This window comes from Corynebacterium canis (assembly GCF_030408595.1).
In the GTDB taxonomy this organism is placed as follows: Bacteria; Actinomycetota; Actinomycetes; order Mycobacteriales; family Mycobacteriaceae; genus Corynebacterium; species Corynebacterium canis.
On the sequence record NZ_CP047080.1, the window covers coordinates 1,986,987 to 2,001,708 of the forward strand.

Annotated in this window: 15 protein-coding genes; 3 read left to right on the plus strand and 12 right to left on the minus strand. The window is 60.6% G+C overall.

Annotated elements, in window-relative coordinates:
- Nucleotides 1–118: 118 nt before the first annotated feature.
- Nucleotides 119–541 carry a DUF2631 domain-containing protein gene (locus tag CCANI_RS08755; RefSeq protein WP_146325421.1) on the plus strand — a complete coding sequence of 141 codons (423 nt, stop codon included), beginning with the start codon at nt 119–121 and terminating at the stop codon, nt 539–541.
- Nucleotides 542–1,066: 525 nt separating this feature from the next.
- Here CCANI_RS08755 and CCANI_RS08760 read toward each other — a convergent pair.
- Genes CCANI_RS08760 through rlmN form a run of 3 tightly spaced genes read right to left on the minus strand, consistent with a single transcriptional unit; the run spans nt 1,067 to nt 4,581 of the window.
- The gene (locus tag CCANI_RS08760; RefSeq protein WP_146325422.1) at nt 1,067–2,644 is read right to left on the minus strand and encodes a hypothetical protein; all 1,578 of its coding nucleotides are present in this window, start codon (nt 2,642–2,644) and stop codon (nt 1,067–1,069) included.
- A complete protein-coding gene (locus CCANI_RS08765; protein WP_146325445.1) occupies nt 2,641–3,435 on the minus strand; it encodes an ABC transporter ATP-binding protein in 795 nt (264 codons plus the stop codon). Before CCANI_RS08765 ends, CCANI_RS08760 begins: the two co-directional genes overlap by 4 nt.
- A 48-nt stretch (nt 3,436–3,483) precedes the next feature.
- Nucleotides 3,484–4,581 (minus strand): dual-specificity RNA methyltransferase RlmN, encoded by a 1,098-nt coding sequence (gene rlmN, locus CCANI_RS08770; protein ID WP_146325423.1) that lies wholly within the window; start codon nt 4,579–4,581, stop codon nt 3,484–3,486.
- A 70-nt stretch (nt 4,582–4,651) separates the two neighbouring features.
- Between rlmN and CCANI_RS08775 the strand changes: the two genes are divergently transcribed.
- A complete protein-coding gene (locus tag CCANI_RS08775; protein ID WP_146325424.1) occupies nt 4,652–5,107 on the plus strand; it encodes a lipopolysaccharide assembly protein LapA domain-containing protein in 456 nt (151 codons plus the stop codon).
- A gap of 43 nt (nt 5,108–5,150) precedes the next feature.
- Here the strand turns inward: CCANI_RS08775 and CCANI_RS08780 are convergent, their stop codons facing one another.
- The 5 genes from CCANI_RS08780 to rpsB form a co-directional block, all read right to left on the minus strand.
- On the minus strand, nt 5,151–6,017 hold the full coding sequence (locus CCANI_RS08780) for a phosphatidate cytidylyltransferase (protein WP_246118299.1): 867 nt from the start codon (nt 6,015–6,017) through the stop codon (nt 5,151–5,153).
- Between the two features lie 108 nt (nt 6,018–6,125).
- Nucleotides 6,126–6,683 carry a ribosome recycling factor gene (frr, locus tag CCANI_RS08785; protein ID WP_146325426.1) on the minus strand — a complete coding sequence of 186 codons (558 nt, stop codon included), beginning with the start codon at nt 6,681–6,683 and terminating at the stop codon, nt 6,126–6,128.
- Nucleotides 6,684–6,720: 37 nt separating this feature from the next.
- A complete protein-coding gene (gene pyrH / locus CCANI_RS08790; protein WP_222432967.1) occupies nt 6,721–7,407 on the minus strand; it encodes a UMP kinase in 687 nt (228 codons plus the stop codon).
- Between the two features lie 643 nt (nt 7,408–8,050).
- Nucleotides 8,051–8,881, minus strand: a complete 831-nt coding sequence (gene tsf, locus CCANI_RS08795; RefSeq protein ID WP_146325428.1) for a translation elongation factor Ts — start codon at nt 8,879–8,881, stop codon at nt 8,051–8,053.
- Between the two features lie 116 nt (nt 8,882–8,997).
- Complete coding sequence (gene rpsB, locus CCANI_RS08800; protein ID WP_146325429.1) at nt 8,998–9,795, minus strand: 30S ribosomal protein S2; 798 nt, start codon at nt 9,793–9,795, stop codon at nt 8,998–9,000.
- 334 nt (nt 9,796–10,129) lie between these two features.
- Between rpsB and CCANI_RS08805 the strand changes: the two genes are divergently transcribed.
- The gene (locus CCANI_RS08805; RefSeq protein WP_146325430.1) at nt 10,130–10,582 is read left to right on the plus strand and encodes a M23 family metallopeptidase; all 453 of its coding nucleotides are present in this window, start codon (nt 10,130–10,132) and stop codon (nt 10,580–10,582) included.
- Here the strand turns inward: CCANI_RS08805 and CCANI_RS08810 are convergent.
- The 4 genes from CCANI_RS08810 to CCANI_RS08825 form a co-directional block, all read right to left on the minus strand.
- On the minus strand, nt 10,579–11,502 hold the full coding sequence (locus tag CCANI_RS08810) for a tyrosine recombinase XerC (protein WP_146325431.1): 924 nt from the start codon (nt 11,500–11,502) through the stop codon (nt 10,579–10,581). The two genes, CCANI_RS08805 and CCANI_RS08810, sit on opposite strands and share 4 nt — an antisense overlap.
- 185 nt (nt 11,503–11,687) lie before the next feature.
- Nucleotides 11,688–12,863, minus strand: coding sequence for a DNA-processing protein DprA (gene dprA / locus CCANI_RS08815; RefSeq protein ID WP_146325432.1), 1,176 nt, complete (start codon nt 12,861–12,863; stop codon nt 11,688–11,690).
- Nucleotides 12,860–14,353: a YifB family Mg chelatase-like AAA ATPase gene (locus CCANI_RS08820; protein ID WP_146325433.1), complete on the minus strand. Its 1,494-nt coding sequence runs from the start codon at nt 14,351–14,353 to the stop codon at nt 12,860–12,862. Before CCANI_RS08820 ends, dprA begins: the two co-directional genes overlap by 4 nt.
- Entirely contained in the window at nt 14,340–14,708 is a 369-nt protein-coding gene (locus CCANI_RS08825; RefSeq protein ID WP_146325434.1) for a YraN family protein, read from the minus strand. Before CCANI_RS08825 ends, CCANI_RS08820 begins: the two co-directional genes overlap by 14 nt.
- Between the last annotated feature and the right edge of the window lie 14 nt (nt 14,709–14,722).

Genomic DNA, 14,722 nt, shown 5'->3' on the forward strand with positions numbered 1-14,722 from the left:
TGACGCTTCACACATATCCATCGAATTATTGCTCCTATCCGGGGGATTCGAATCGCCCCCAAATGGAAAATGTGCAAAGATATAGCCCATAAGTTATGCGTGTTAAAAGGAGAACAACGTGGCAGGCAATCACACCCCCGTTCCCGAGGTCCACAACGGCGTGTCCACCCTTGACGAGCCGTCGGCGGCATGGGGCTGGCACGACATTGGTCGTGGGCCGATCCAAATCGCCGGTTGGGTTTCCGTCCTCTTCCTCCTCGCGTTTAACTTTGGCAACCACAAAGGCAACGTAGAAACCGCATGGTTGCTCGTTCTCGCCGCACTGATCAGCATCGGGCTGCTTATCCAGCTCTTCCAGCCAAAGCTGAACCAAGTGCGCACAGTGACCGCCCGCAACAAGCCGGCCGGCCACCAGGAACCAGACTGGGCTCACCTCCAGCACACCCTGCAAGGCCCGTACGCAGATCTCACTGACTCACAGCTGCGTGCCCTGAATATCGAACCTTCGTCAGTCCAAAACCGCAAGGTCATCGAAGGTTAATACCGTATAACCCAAAACCCCACCGCGCCCGGCCCGGCTGGTGGGGTTTTTCGGTATGCGCACACGGCGCAGGCCTTGCCCGCTTACGCAGACTTACCCTGCCTAGGTGCGTGAGCGGCAACGAAAAGGAGGCGCTCAACCCTAAACGGGGAGCGCCTCCAACGTGGAATGGGAGTACAGGTAACCGATCGTCTAACCTCAAGTTAGATGTCAACAGGCACGTGATTCCCATTTGCAGCTCCTAGGATACCACTGCGATCCAGCAATCCTGATTGCCAACCTAGAAAGAGGAATGACGGGGCTTATTTGGGCGTGAACAAGGATCCCGTCCGCCGTTTGATCAACCCACCCGCTGCGAAAACACCTCCCAATCACCGCTACTGCACATCTGCCGCCAGCCGTGTGCAGATGTGCCTGAGGCAGATCCTGCGTGGCCGCGTTTCCCCAGGAAAATCCGGCCCGAAAGCAAGGCACATCCTGCGCGGCAAGGCAGATCGTGCATTAACTAGATTGAAACCCTGAAACTTACACATACCCGCGCACTTTTTCGAAGATTTCCGGATACTTTTGGTCCACCTGCCGGATCGATCTCCGCACCAGGTATGCGTACAGCTGTGCTGGTATCAGCAGCACCAGCACCACGCCGAGTGTGATCAATAGGGTGTTGGCCGTGAAGCTGCCCCACACCATCAGCGCCACGCCGGGTGCCACGGGGATCCAGCCCAGCAACATCAAGATGAAAGTACTGGCCAGGGCCGCCCCGCTGAAACCGCTGCGGTCTTGCCACGGGTTCGTGCCGGGTTTCCCGGTGGGGAACGGATTGTATGCGCTGAGCGCCGCGGAGGCTCCCGCACCGACTAGGAACCCGCCGAATGCGCCTGCGGTCACCAGCGAACTCGTGTTCTTATCTTCGGCCAGCAGGTTCATCATCACCAGATAGGCTAGGAACCCGACAAATGGCACGCTGATCGCGCCGAGGTGGCGCGCAACCACAAGGGTTTTCGCAGGCACGCCGGTCGCGATATGCAGCCAGTTTGCGGGACCATCGTAACCGTAATCATTGATGGCTACAGAGCATGCCAGCAGCGCCATGACACCTGCGCCGATATACAATTGGAAATCGCCATTAACTCGGCCCTGGTACAGGAAAAACAGGATTAATACCGGGATAAAGATCAACGATCCCACGAAACGCGAATCGCGCCGCATATACCGAACAACCCTCGAATACACCATCGAACCGACGGTGTGTTTCAACCCCGGCAGAATCAAGCTGCCGGAACCGCGTCGCTCGCTTTTCGAACTTCCGCTCCCTCGATCCAGCGGCGCGATCAATCTCGCGCTCGTCGAATGCCACCACAGCCAAGCGCTGAGCGCCATCGTCACCAGGGTGATCGCAAGGCTCGCTACCGCCTTTAGGTACGCGCCTTCCGCAGCAAACACGACGATCCCCGCAGGTGCGCCCAGCGGGGTCCATACGAGCACTTGTCCGATAGCGGCATAGGTGAACACACCTTCGGCAGAAGCGCTGGAAAACGTGGCGTACCCAAGCATTACAAGCATGCCGACCGCCGCCGCGATATACACGCCCCGCTCCGTTTTCGTACGATCCATCGGCGCACTGAGCAGCGCCGCGATCGCCTCCCCAAGCAGCAGCGCATTACACAAACTCAATATCAACGCCGGCAGGAGCAACGCCACGCCAAGGCCGCTGTGCAACGTAAAGGCGGCGATAAGCCCCGTCCCCAATGTGCACAGGCTTGCGATTACCCCACGAGATTGCATTAGGTTCGACAACGCCAGTGCCGGCAACATATCCCGCGTAGTGATCGGCATCGTGGCAAACGCCTCGGGTGCAAGTTGCTTCTCCCCCGACGGCATCATGAGCGCCACCGCAACATAAACAAACGTTCCAATCGCCACCGCTCCGGCGATTGCCATTGGCGCACCATCGTACGTTTCGACGCCCATTCCCAGACCCACCGACAAAAAGCCCGCCGCCCCATAAATAAAGGTGAACAGCACCATCATGATGAGGGCCGGGTTGCCCTTGAGGTTGCGTTTCCACAGCAACCACTGAAGCTGCACGAGGGTACGAGTCATGATTCGGACCCACTTTCGTGCGTGCGACCGGACAGCCAGCGAAGCGAATCCTCATTGAAATCCCCGCCACCGACGCATTCCACAAACACCTCGGTGAACGTCTTCCCATCGCGGATATCATCCACATGGCCCGCGAGCAGCACCTTGCCGTGATCGATGATCGCCACGTGATCGCACAAGCCTTCGACCAAGCTCATGACGTGCGAACTCAGCACCACCGTGCCGCCAGCCGCGGCAAACGCACGCAAGATCTTTTGAATAATCTCGCCGGAGACTGGGTCCACCGCCTCCAGCGGTTCATCCAGTACCAGCAGCTCGGGATTGTGGATCAGCGCCGTGGCCAGCAGGATCTTTTTGGTCATGCCCGCCGAATAATCGACCACCTGTTTGTTGCGCGCTTCGGTGAGACCCAGGGCGTCGAGAAGCTCGGTGCTTCGGGTGGCGATATCGGCCCGCCGCAGCCCTCGCAAAGCGCCCACATATTCGAGGAGCTCGCCGCCGGTCAAACGGTCGAACACGGGGAGCCCATCAACAACCAAACCCATGCGCCGCTTCGCCTCAAGCGGATCGGTCCACGTATTGCGCCCACAAATATAGGCCTCGCCGGCGGTCGGGCGGATCAGGCCGGTAGCCATACCCAACATCGTGGTTTTGCCGGCACCGTTCGGACCAACGATGCCGTAAATGCTGCCGCGCGGTACGCCCAAACTAAGGTCATCGACAACGGTGTTCGATCCAAATCTTTTTGTGAGGTTACGCACCTCGAAGGCGAGTTCGGTGGTCACGGGAATAGTTTCCTCCAATGTATCGATTAACTATCCCCACTCTAACCCAGGCCGTCAGCGCTCCTCGGCGGCCAATTGGCCACACGCGGCGGCAATCTCCTGCCCGCGGGTATCACGAACCGTGCACGGCACACCCTGCGCCTCCACCCGGCGCACAAACTCATCCTGGCGGTGACGCGGCGAGGCATCCCACTGCGAACCCGGCGTCGGATTCAACGGGATCAGATTCACATGCACGAGCGAACCCAAGGCCCGGTGCAGCTTCTCGCCCAGCATATCGGCGCGCCAATCGTGATCGTTCACATCGCGAATGAGCGCGTATTCGATGGACACGCGGCGGCCGGTGCAATCCGCGTAGTAGCGCGCGGCGTCGAGAACCTCGCTGACGGGCCAGCGGTTATTCACCGGCACTAGGGTATCGCGCAACTCATCATCGGGAGTGTGCAAAGAAACCGCAAGTGTGACCGAAAGGCCCTCATCCGCAAGCTTACGAATCGCGGGCGCCAAACCCACCGTGGACACCGTCACATTACGCTGCGAGATCCCAAAGCCATCCGGGGTCGGCTGTGTAATCTGGCGGACCGCGCTGACCACCCGCTTGTAATTGGCCAGCGGCTCCCCCATGCCCATAAAAACAATGTTCGATAGGCGCCCGCCTTCGGCTCGCATCGTTGCGGCGGCCGCGCGCACCTGATCGACGATCTCAGCGGTGGACAAATTACGATCCAAACCGCCCTGGCCCGTGGCGCAAAACGGGCAGGCCATGCCGCAGCCAGCCTGGGAAGAAATGCACAACGTGGCGCGATCCGGGTAACGCATCAGCACAGATTCGAGCAAAGTTTCATCATGGAGGCGCCACAGCGTCTTGCTGGTTTGGCCATTATCGCACGAAATTTCGCGCAACGGGGTCATGAGCACGGGGAACAATGCCTCTTGCACCGCCGCCCGCGCCGCGGCCGGAAGATCCGTCATGGTCGCCGGATCCGCCTCCAACCGGCCGTAATAATGGCGCGCGATTTGGTTCGCACGGAATTTCGGTAGACCTAATGCTGTGACCGCTGAGCAACGTTCCTGCGGGGTCAAATCTGCAAAATGGGTTGGTGGCATCCCACGTTTCTGGGCTGTGAACACTAAGGGAAGATTTTGAGCCATAATGCAATCTATCTTTCCATGACGGCATAAAAAAGTTGAACCGCGAGCAGCAAGCACGTTCAATGGAAATATGAACACCACGAATTCACCACACGAAGACCGCTATCAGCCGAACACCCCCGAACCCGGAACGCACCCCGATCCGATCGCGCAGGATCAATACGCCGGGCACGACACCCACGACACCACGGCATTCGACGCCCCACACACGGAACCAGACACCGCATTAGTGCCGGTCACGCCGAACGAACCTGCCGAGATCACGCAGCCGACACAACGAAAAGTTGTGGGATCTTTCGCCGGCGGCACCTGGGTCGCATTGATAGCCGGCGCGCTGCTGCTGATTCTGCTGCTTATCTTTATCTTGCAAAACCAACAGCAAACGCAGCTTAACCTGCTTGCTTGGTCGTTTAGCTTCCCGGCTGGTGTCGGCTACCTGCTCGCCGCAATTACCGGCGCGCTCATCATGGCACTGGTTGGGGGCGTGCGTATGCTCCAGCTTCGCCGCCAGGTTCGAAACCCATAGCGGGCCCGGCAGCTTTAGCCCGCGCGGCAAAAGTTCCGCGCGGTTACACGCTCACAAAGCTGAGGATCAGCCAGGTCACCATCGCGGCGGGGAGCATTCCGTCGAGGCGGTCCATAATGCCGCCGTGGCCGGGCAGCATCCGGGACATATCTTTGATCCCAAGTTCGCGTTTGAACTGAGATTCGACAAGATCGCCCAACGTTGCGCAGATGACCAGCAGGACGCCGAGCGCGGTGCCCACGAGCGGGGCGTCGTCAAGCAAAAACGTAACGCACAACGTGCCGGTCAGCGCGCCGAGCACGACGGAGCCCACGAAACCCTCCCAGGATTTCTTCGGGCTCACCGCCGGCGCCATCGGGTGCGAACCGAACAAAACGCCGGCAATATAGCCGCCCACGTCGGAGGCGATCACGCACAGCATAAACGTGATAATAAAAAACGAACCCGCGATATCCGCCCTGCTAAACTGGGACAACATCGCCGCAAACGCGCCGAATAACGGGATCCAGGTAAGCACGAACACGCCAATAGAAACGTCTCGAACATAGTTTTGCGGGGGGCTGTGGCGGCCATGGTGAAACAGGCGGCCGAACATCAAGATCAGCACGGAAGTCACATAGCCCGCAACCAGCCCCGTCACGCCGAAAAACAGCGAAGACCACACCGTCAGCTGGCCGCCCACGATCAGCAACATCAGGGAAATCACATAGCCGCGCTCCTTCAGGCGGCGATGCACCTCCCACGTTGCCAACGCCAGCGCCACGGCGACAACCGGGTACCACCCCATCGGCCCCGAAAAAATGCCCAAAAGTGCGATGCCACCGAGGGTTACCCCCACGGTAATGGCTGATTTCAAATCACGGCCCGCCGAATTCTTAGGCTTCAGCAGGTGCGGGTGGCGATGGATCACGATGGGACTACACTCCTGGCAACTTCACGTCAAGCCGCGCCCCCACCCGGCATTCGACCAAGTGAGCGACGCGACGAAAGAACTACTCCGCGCGCGGGGCGCGGGAGGCTACACCTCCATGAGTTCCTTTTCCTTTTTGGCCACGAGCTCATCGACCTGCGCCACGTACTTCTGCGTGGTCTTGTCCAGTTCCTTCTCCGCCGCCACGACCTCGTCCTCGCCGGCCTCGCCGTCTTTCTGAATGCGCTTTAGCTCTTCCATCCCCTTGCGCCGAATGTTTCGAATCGCGATCTTCGCGTCCTCGCCCTTCGACTTCGCAAGCTTGACCATCTCGCGGCGTCGTTCCTCGGTGAGCTGCGGAATGGTTACGCGCAACACTTGCCCGTCGTTGGTGGGGTTTACGCCCAGATCGGAATTGCGGATCGCATTTTCAATGTCGTTCATCACAGACATTTCATATGGCTTAATCAGCAGCATTCGGGGCTCCGGCACGGAAATAGTCGCCATTTGATTAATCGGCGTCATGGTGCCGTAATACTCCGCCATCACATTGTTAAACATTGCGGGGTTCGCACGCCCGGTGCGGATAGTCACAAGGTCATCGCGCGCATAATCCACGCTGTGGGTCATGCGTTCTTCGGCTTCAAAGAGTGTTTCGTCGATCATGTCGTTCCTTTACTGTTTAAGGTTCTTAGTCAATCTATCAGGAACGCACGAGAGTTCCGATGTGTTCGCCGGAAACAGCGCGGGCAATATTGCCCTCGGTGAGCAGGTTGAACACAAGAATTGGCATATCATTGTCCATGCACAGCGAAAACGCCGTCGCGTCCGCCACTTTCAGGTCCCGCTCAATCACTTCGCGGTGCGTGATTTCCGTAAACATGGAGGCATCGGGGTTCACGCGCGGGTCATCGTCGTACACCCCGTCCACGCCCTTTGCCATCAGCAGCACCTCGCAATCGATCTCCAGCGCGCGTTGGGCGGCGGTAGTGTCCGTGGAAAAATACGGCATGCCCATGCCCGCGCCGAAAATAACGATGCGGCCTTTTTCCAAGTGCCGCTTGGCCCGCAACGGCAGGTACGGCTCGGCGATCTGCGCCATATTGATGGCTGTTTGCACGCGGCTATCCACGCCCTGCTGTTCGAGGAAATCCTGCAGCGCAAGGCAGTTCATAACGGTGCCGAGCATGCCCATATAGTCCGAACGATTGCGGTCCATGCCGCGTTGTTGGAGCTGCGCCCCACGGAAGAAGTTTCCGCCGCCGATGACCACACACACTTCCGTGCCTTTCTTGGCCACGTCCGCGATTTGTCGAGCCACGTTCTGCACCACGTCGGGGTCCACGCCGACACTTCCCCCACCGAACATTTCACCACCCAACTTCAGCATAACGCGCTTAAAGGCTCGACGCTTGTGTGTGTCAGGTGCAGTCACCGTGCGGACTCCTTATGTTTGTGTTCACTCCCACGACGCCGCTTTTCGACGCCGCGTCAGACTCCGTCACTCATCCTACCGCACCGCACTTTCTTACCTTTCGCACGTCATATCCTGAGGGGCGCTCAGCCGCCAAGGGCGTGCGGACACTACGCCACTACTCGACAACCAGCATGTCGAATCTGCCTGAGCGCGTAGCTCGGCGGCCGATTTCGGCCCCAAGTCACCCCAGCGGCAGTGGGTTGTGTGTCACCGCCTAGGTTGCCGATGGGTTGTGCGCAACCGCCGACCTGGGGCTGGTCTTTCTATTCTTCATTCGGGGGTCTCACGAAGAAATTCCGGACGAATCTGGCCCAAAAACCCCGCAGCTCGTCCTTCCATTCTTCGTTGAGGCACCCAAGGAAGAAATTCCGGACGATCGCAGGTCAACGGCTGCACACAACACACCTGACGGCCATGTACGATCTGCCTTGCCACGCAGGATCTGCCTCAGGCACATCTGCACACACGGGCAAGGTTCTTATTCACTCAAAATCTACGAAAAACACCCCACCGGGATAGTTCCCGTTGGGGTGTGTTATCGGTGCTGGTGGTTTGCTTAGTTGTGCTGACCCACCTCGAAGCGCACGAAACCGGTGAGGGTAACGCCAGCTTCGTCCATGACCTGCTTGACGGTCTTCTTGCTATCCGCGACGGAAACCTGCTCGTTGAGGCACACGTCCTTGTAGAAGCCATTCATGCGGCCTTCGACAATCTTTGCGATTGCAGCTTCGGGCTTGCCCTCTTCGCGGGTGATCTTCTCCTGGGTGGCGCGCTCTTTTTCAACGACCTCCGCCGGAATGTCTTCGCGGTTCAGGTACTGAGCCTTCATGGCAGCAACCTGCATGGCGGCAGCGTGGGCAGCCTGCTCGGCGGCTTCGCCTTCGCCTTCGTAGGTGACCAGCACGCCAACGCCCGGAGGCAGATCGGAAGCGCGGTGGTGCAGGTACACGGCCAAGTTATCGCCTTCGAGGGTGGCGGCGCGACGAAGCTCCAGCTTTTCGCCGATCTTGGCGGAAAGTTCCTGGATGGCCTCGATAGCGGCCTTGCCTTCCACCTCGGCGGCGTGCAGCGCCTCGACGGTATTGGCCTTGACGGCGGCTGCGGCATCGGCGATCTTGGCGGCGAATTCCTTGAACTCGGCGTTCTTGGCCACGAAGTCGGTCTCGGAGTTGATCTCCACGATGGTGTTGCCGGAAACGGCGATAAGGCCTTCAGCGGCGGTGCGCTCGGCGCGCTTGCCCACGTCCTTGGCGCCCTTGATACGCAGAATTTCGATAGCCTTATCGAAGTCGCCGTCGGTTTCTGCGAGGGCCTTCTTGCAGTCCATCATGCCGGACCCGGTGATTTCGCGGAGCTTCTTGACGTCTGCAGCGGTGTAGTTCGCCATGCTAGGGCGATCCTCCTTGGGTTGTTAGGAAAGTTAAACTCGGTTATAGCTCAGCAAACCCCCACGGCCGGCTGTGGGCGTGAGGGTTTGCATCTGTTCACTCTACGATCAGTGAATTATTCGGCAGCCTGTTCGGCAACCTCAGCGGTAGCCTCAACCTTTGCGGCGACCTCAACCTTCTCGGCGTCGCCAGCGGCTTCCTTGGCGGCAGCGAGCTCACGCTCGGCGCGCGCCTTGCGGCCTTCCTCCACGGCGGTGGAGATCACGCGGGAAAGCAGCGCGGTGGAACGAATAGCGTCATCGTTGCCCGGGATCGGGTACTGCACAACGTCCGGATCACAGTTGGTGTCCAGGATCGCCACCACCGGAATGTTCAGCTTGTGGGCCTCAGAAACCGCGATGTGCTCCTTGTTGGTATCAACGATCCACAGCGCGGAAGGCACCTTGCTCATCTCCGCAATGCCGCCCAGCACGCGCTCCAGCTTGGTGCGCTCGCGGGTCAGCATGAGGATTTCCTTCTTGGTGCGGCCATCGTATCCGTTTTCCGCAGCGTCCATGGCCTGCAATTCCTTCATGCGGTGCAAGCGCTTGGACACGGTCTGGAAGTTGGTGAGCATACCGCCCAACCAGCGGTGGTTCACGTACGGCATGCCCACGCGCTCCGCCTCGGTGGCAACAGCTTCCTGGGCCTGCTTCTTGGTGCCCACGAACAGAATGGTGCCGCCGTGCGCCACGGTCTCCTTGACAAACTCGAACGCCTCGTCGATGTAGGTCAGGGTCTGCTGCAAGTCGATGATGTAAATGCCGTTGCGATCAGTGAAGATGAAACGCTTCATCTTCGGGTTCCAGCGGCGGGTCTGGTGTCCGAAGTGGACGCCAGCGTCGAGAAGCTCGCGCATGGTTACTACTGCCATGGGTGCTCCCTTTCTGCTATTAGAGTTTCGGTTCGATAAAAACACGCAGGTTTTATCCTGCGCCCTAGCGCCTTTTCCGCAGGCGACGCCCTTCGAACATTTCTAGGGACCGTGCCACCTTGCGTTTTTGTGTAAAGGCGCGCGTAGTCAGCGTGCCGGGCACACTGCTGGCGTTAAATTCTACTCACTGGTTCCGCGCGGAATCAAACGCGCTCGGAAATTCTTTCCACAGCGCGAGCGCACCATCCCCTCCCGCCCCATTATCCACAGGCTCGCCAGCACGCACTGCCTCAAACCCTAGCGCGATAGCCACCGAGCGTCCGAAGCTCAAGGTATGCGCAAGACACTGTACCCTTTGCTCCTTGTTCCCTTCCTGCTCGGCTACGTGAATCCGGCCACCGGTCAGCGGCACGCGTCCGAGGTGTGGCGGGGTTTCGATCCGCCCGCAAAGCCGTGGTTGGCGGGCCACCGCGGCGTCGACCTGCCCGCTCAGCCAGGCGCACAGATATTCGCTTCCGAGGACGGTGTGGTGGCGTTCGCAGGTACGGTCGCGGGCACCCCCGTGGTGTCTATCGATCATGCCGACGGCATCCGCACCACCTACCAGCCGGTCCATGCGTGGGTCACCCAAGGCGAACAGGTTTCCGAAGGTGCCGTGATCGGCATCCTCGGCGCGACAACCGCGAATGACCCCGGCCTGCATTGGGGCGCGCGCACGGGCAAGGACGCCTATATCAACCCATTGAGTCTGCTTGATCGCCCCACGATCCGCCTAAAACCCGTCTAAGCGCGGGGGTGCGCCTGCCGATACGCCTTGGTTAGCCGATCCACACTCACGTGCGTGTATATCTGCGTCGTCTGCAAGGAGGAGTGCCCAAGCACTTCCTGCACCACCCGCAGATCCGCACCACCATCGAGCAAATGTGTGGCCGCAGCATGGCGTAACCCGTGAGGCGTCACCCCCCGGGCGCCGATTGTCGACGCCGCGCGCTCCACCACCCGGCGCACCTGCCGCTGGTTGATGCGTTTGCCTCGCACCCCCACAAACAGGGCGGATTCGCCATCATTTGCGAGTTCGTGCCGGACTTGGAGCCAGCGTTGCAAGGCTTCGCTGGCGGGCCGCCCGAACGGCACCATGCGTTCCTTATTGCCCTTACCCAACACGCGCGCGGTGCCGCGCTGCAGGTCCACATCCTCCGGATCGAGCCCGACCAATTCCGCCACCCGGATCCCGGTGGCGTACAACATTTCCAGCATCGCCCGATCGCGCACCCGTTCGGTTCCATTGCCGGCGAGGGGCTGCTCCACCAACTCCGCGGCGTCGAAAGCCTCTAACACGCGCGGCAGGCTACGAACCGTACGCGGGGACACCAGCCGAGCCGCGGGATTGGTCTGCAGATACCCCTGACGAAGCGCCCAAGCACAGAACGCACGTACGGCTGCGGTGCGGCGCGCGATGGTCGCCCGGGACTTGCCTTGCTCGACGGCCGCCGCCAACCACGCGCGCAATGCGCTGAGCGTCACGTCTTCCCAACCAACCATGTCTGCCACGAGATTCTGCAGGTCGCTGCGGTAACCGCGGATGGTCGCGGGCGATTTCCCCTCGACAAGCATCGCATGATCCAAATAATCATTGACTGCTTCATAGATTGCGGAAGGCGGTGCCGTCGTTTCCGACCGCACCGCCTTCTCGTCTGACTCACCCATAATGCATAACCCTAGCGTCCCGAGCCCCCACCATTGCGGATGGGAGGCCCTTCGGCAAGCGTATAAGGAACCAGCCCGAACCCTATACACTGCTACTTAGGCTTGCCTGTCCAACTTTAGATTGATTTGTTTGATTTGGCAAGGGTTACCTCAAAAGTATTATCGCTAGCGCCGAAAACCACCCCTCAAGCACACCCCAATGCAGGCTCCTCGGCCCGCCGCCAACCGGGGCCAACGCGCTGCACAAGATCGCGTTTTGCCAGGTCAAGCAGCACATGAACCGTCAGCGTCAGCGGCAACCCCGCCCGTTGAGCAACTACGGCAGTTTCCTCGGGCACGGCACCCAGGGCATCATAAAGACGTAACTCCGTTCGGCTCAAACCGGCGATCTGATCGCCCGCAAACTGGATTTCGTATTGCGCGCCAACATCCAACACGCCGATTGCCTCCAAAAGCCCACGCACCTCGTCCGCGCTCGTAACCAGCTGCGCCCGACCGGTGCGGATCCGCTCATGACAGCCCAGCGACCCCGCGCCGGTGATCGGCCCGGGCACCGCCATGGCCACCCTGCCCAAGCCTTCCGCCCAGCTCAAGGTGTTCAGCGCGCCGGAACGCCACGCCGCCTCCACGATCACGGTGCCCTGCGTGAGCGCCGCCACCAGCCGGTTCCGGGTAAGAAAACGATGCCGTGCGGGTGGGGTGCCCGGCGGATATTCCGTGACCACCGCACCCCGCTCGGCGATCTCATCAATCAAACGTTTGTTCCTGGCCGGGTAGGTGCGATCCAGCCCGCACGCTTGCAACACCACCGTCGTCCCACCGTGCGCCAAAGCCGTCTCATGCACGATCGTATCGACGCCCAGCGCGCCGCCCGAAACCACGCACCACTGATGTTGGCTGAGTCCCCTAACCAAAAGTTTGGTCGCTTCCATCCCGTACCGGGATATCGCCCGCGTACCCACCAGCGCCACGGAACGTTCCACCATGCCGGCGAGTGGTTTGCCACGCACCCAAAGCACATGCGGCGGCACCGCATCCGCCTGGTAGCTGCGCAAGTGTTCGCTTCGACCGGTTTCGGCAAAACCGAACGATTGATCGAGGCGTTCGTGGGGCCATTCATCATCATCCGGGGTGATCATGCGGCCACCCAACGCCGCGCACTCGGCAAGATCCTGGGCCGCGCGATCCCAATCGTGGCGCGCCGCAGTCTCCTGCAGCAGCGGACCAATCCAATTCTCCCGTTTCCGGATGGCGTAGGCGATGCGCTCCGCATCGTGGCCTTGTTTCAGCAACACCTGCAGGTTGCGGCTAGGGCCTTCCACCACCCGCGAAAGATACGCCCACGCTTGTTGTCGGTTCATACCAATCCCTCCCTGAGATCCAATGCACGTGCTATATGGTCAAGATTTGGCCGGGCAGCGCCGTCAAGATCGCACAACGTCCACGCCACCTTGAGCGCCCGATCCACCCCGCGTTGGCTGATATCCCCGGCCGCTAGATGCGCGGCCAGCAGCGCCATGGCCGCATCGTCTGCCGGATAGCCCCGCCGAATCGTGTGGGGGCTCATCCGGCCATTGACGCAGCCAAACCTGGCCATGGCCCGCACCCGTGCCTCCGCCACGCGCTCGGCGATGGCTGCGGAAGGCTCGGCGTCATCACGCAACACCGCACCGCAAGCCTGCGTTCGCACAAAGATATCGAGGCGATCCCGCAATGGTCCCGAAAGGTTGTTTAAATATCGCACTCGCGCACGCGAGGCGCATCGACATTTACTTGGCTCCTCGGCGCCGCAGGGGCACGGATTCGCGGCCATAACCAGCTGAAACTTGGCGGGAAACGTGACGTCGCGGCGGGACCGCACCAGCCGCACCGTGCCCTCCTCCAACGGTGTGCGCAGGCAGTCGAGGATCGCCGCCGGGATTTCGCTCACTTCGTCGAGAAACAGGACCCCGTGATGAGCCAGGCTCACCGCGCCAGGTTTCGGCCTGCCGGAACCGCCGCCGAGCAATGCCGCGCGCGTCACGCTGTGATGGGGAGCCACAAACGGTGCGGTATGAATCGGCAACGACACCGCTCGGCCAGCCACGGAATGCACCGCCGTGGCTTCGATCGTTTGGTTGATATCAAGGGGCGGCAGCAGGCCCGGCAAACGCGCCGCCAACATGGATTTTCCGGATCCCGGCGGGCCCAGCATCAACATATGGTGGCCACCCGCCGCCGCGACCTCTACCGCGTATTTCGCCTCGGATTGCCCCGCAACATCTGCCATATCGGGCGGGCGGACAACCGACGCCTCAGCCGGATTTGCGCTAGCGCGTTCGAGCTCCCCAATGCCTTGCAACCAAGCGAACGCGGCGGCAAGGCTCGGGGCCACGAGCACGCGCGGGCTATCCACCAGCGATGCCTCGGCAGCGTTGCCCTCCGGCACGATCACCGTGTGTATGCCGTCGTGGCTGCGAGCCGCCAGCAAAACCGGCAACAGGCCTTCCACTGCGCGCAGCCGTCCATCAAGGCCCAGTTCGCCAAAGAACAAGGTGCCGCGCAACCGGGCATGCACCTCGGGGTCGGGTAAATCCGCCGCCACCACGGACAATGCGATGGCTAGATCGAAATGGGATCCAGATTTCCGCAACCCCGCCGGAGACAAACTCACCACAATCTTGGTCTTGGGCCACGGCACATTGGAATGATTCATCGCCGCGCGGATTCGTTCGCGTGACTCCCCAATGGCGGCGTCTGCAAGCCCCACTATGTGCATTCCGGGCAGCCCCGGCCCGACCGTGGTTTCCACTGTTACGAGATTGGCTTGCACGCCCGTGACCATTGCCGAATAGGCCTCACCAAGCGCCATGTTCCACCCCCATATAATGTTCGAACTTCACGCCGACAGGCGTGCGCAGCACCACTAGGACGTCAAAGCGCACTGCGGCGTAGAAGTCCGTCGAATCCAGCAGCCACCGGGCGGCGGCTTTCCGCATGCTGGCGAGTTTGCGCGGGGTAACAGCTTCCGCGGCACCATACGCCCGATTCGAACGTGTTTTCACTTCGACGATCACCAGTGAGCCATCGGCCGCGACGACGATCAAATCGATTTCGCCGCACCGATTGCGCACGTTTTGAGCGAGGATTCTGTATCCGCACTGCGCGAAATATTCGGCGGCGGCGCGCTCGCCCGCCCTGCCCACCGCCACGTTGCGTGACCCCATGCTGGATTCCCTTT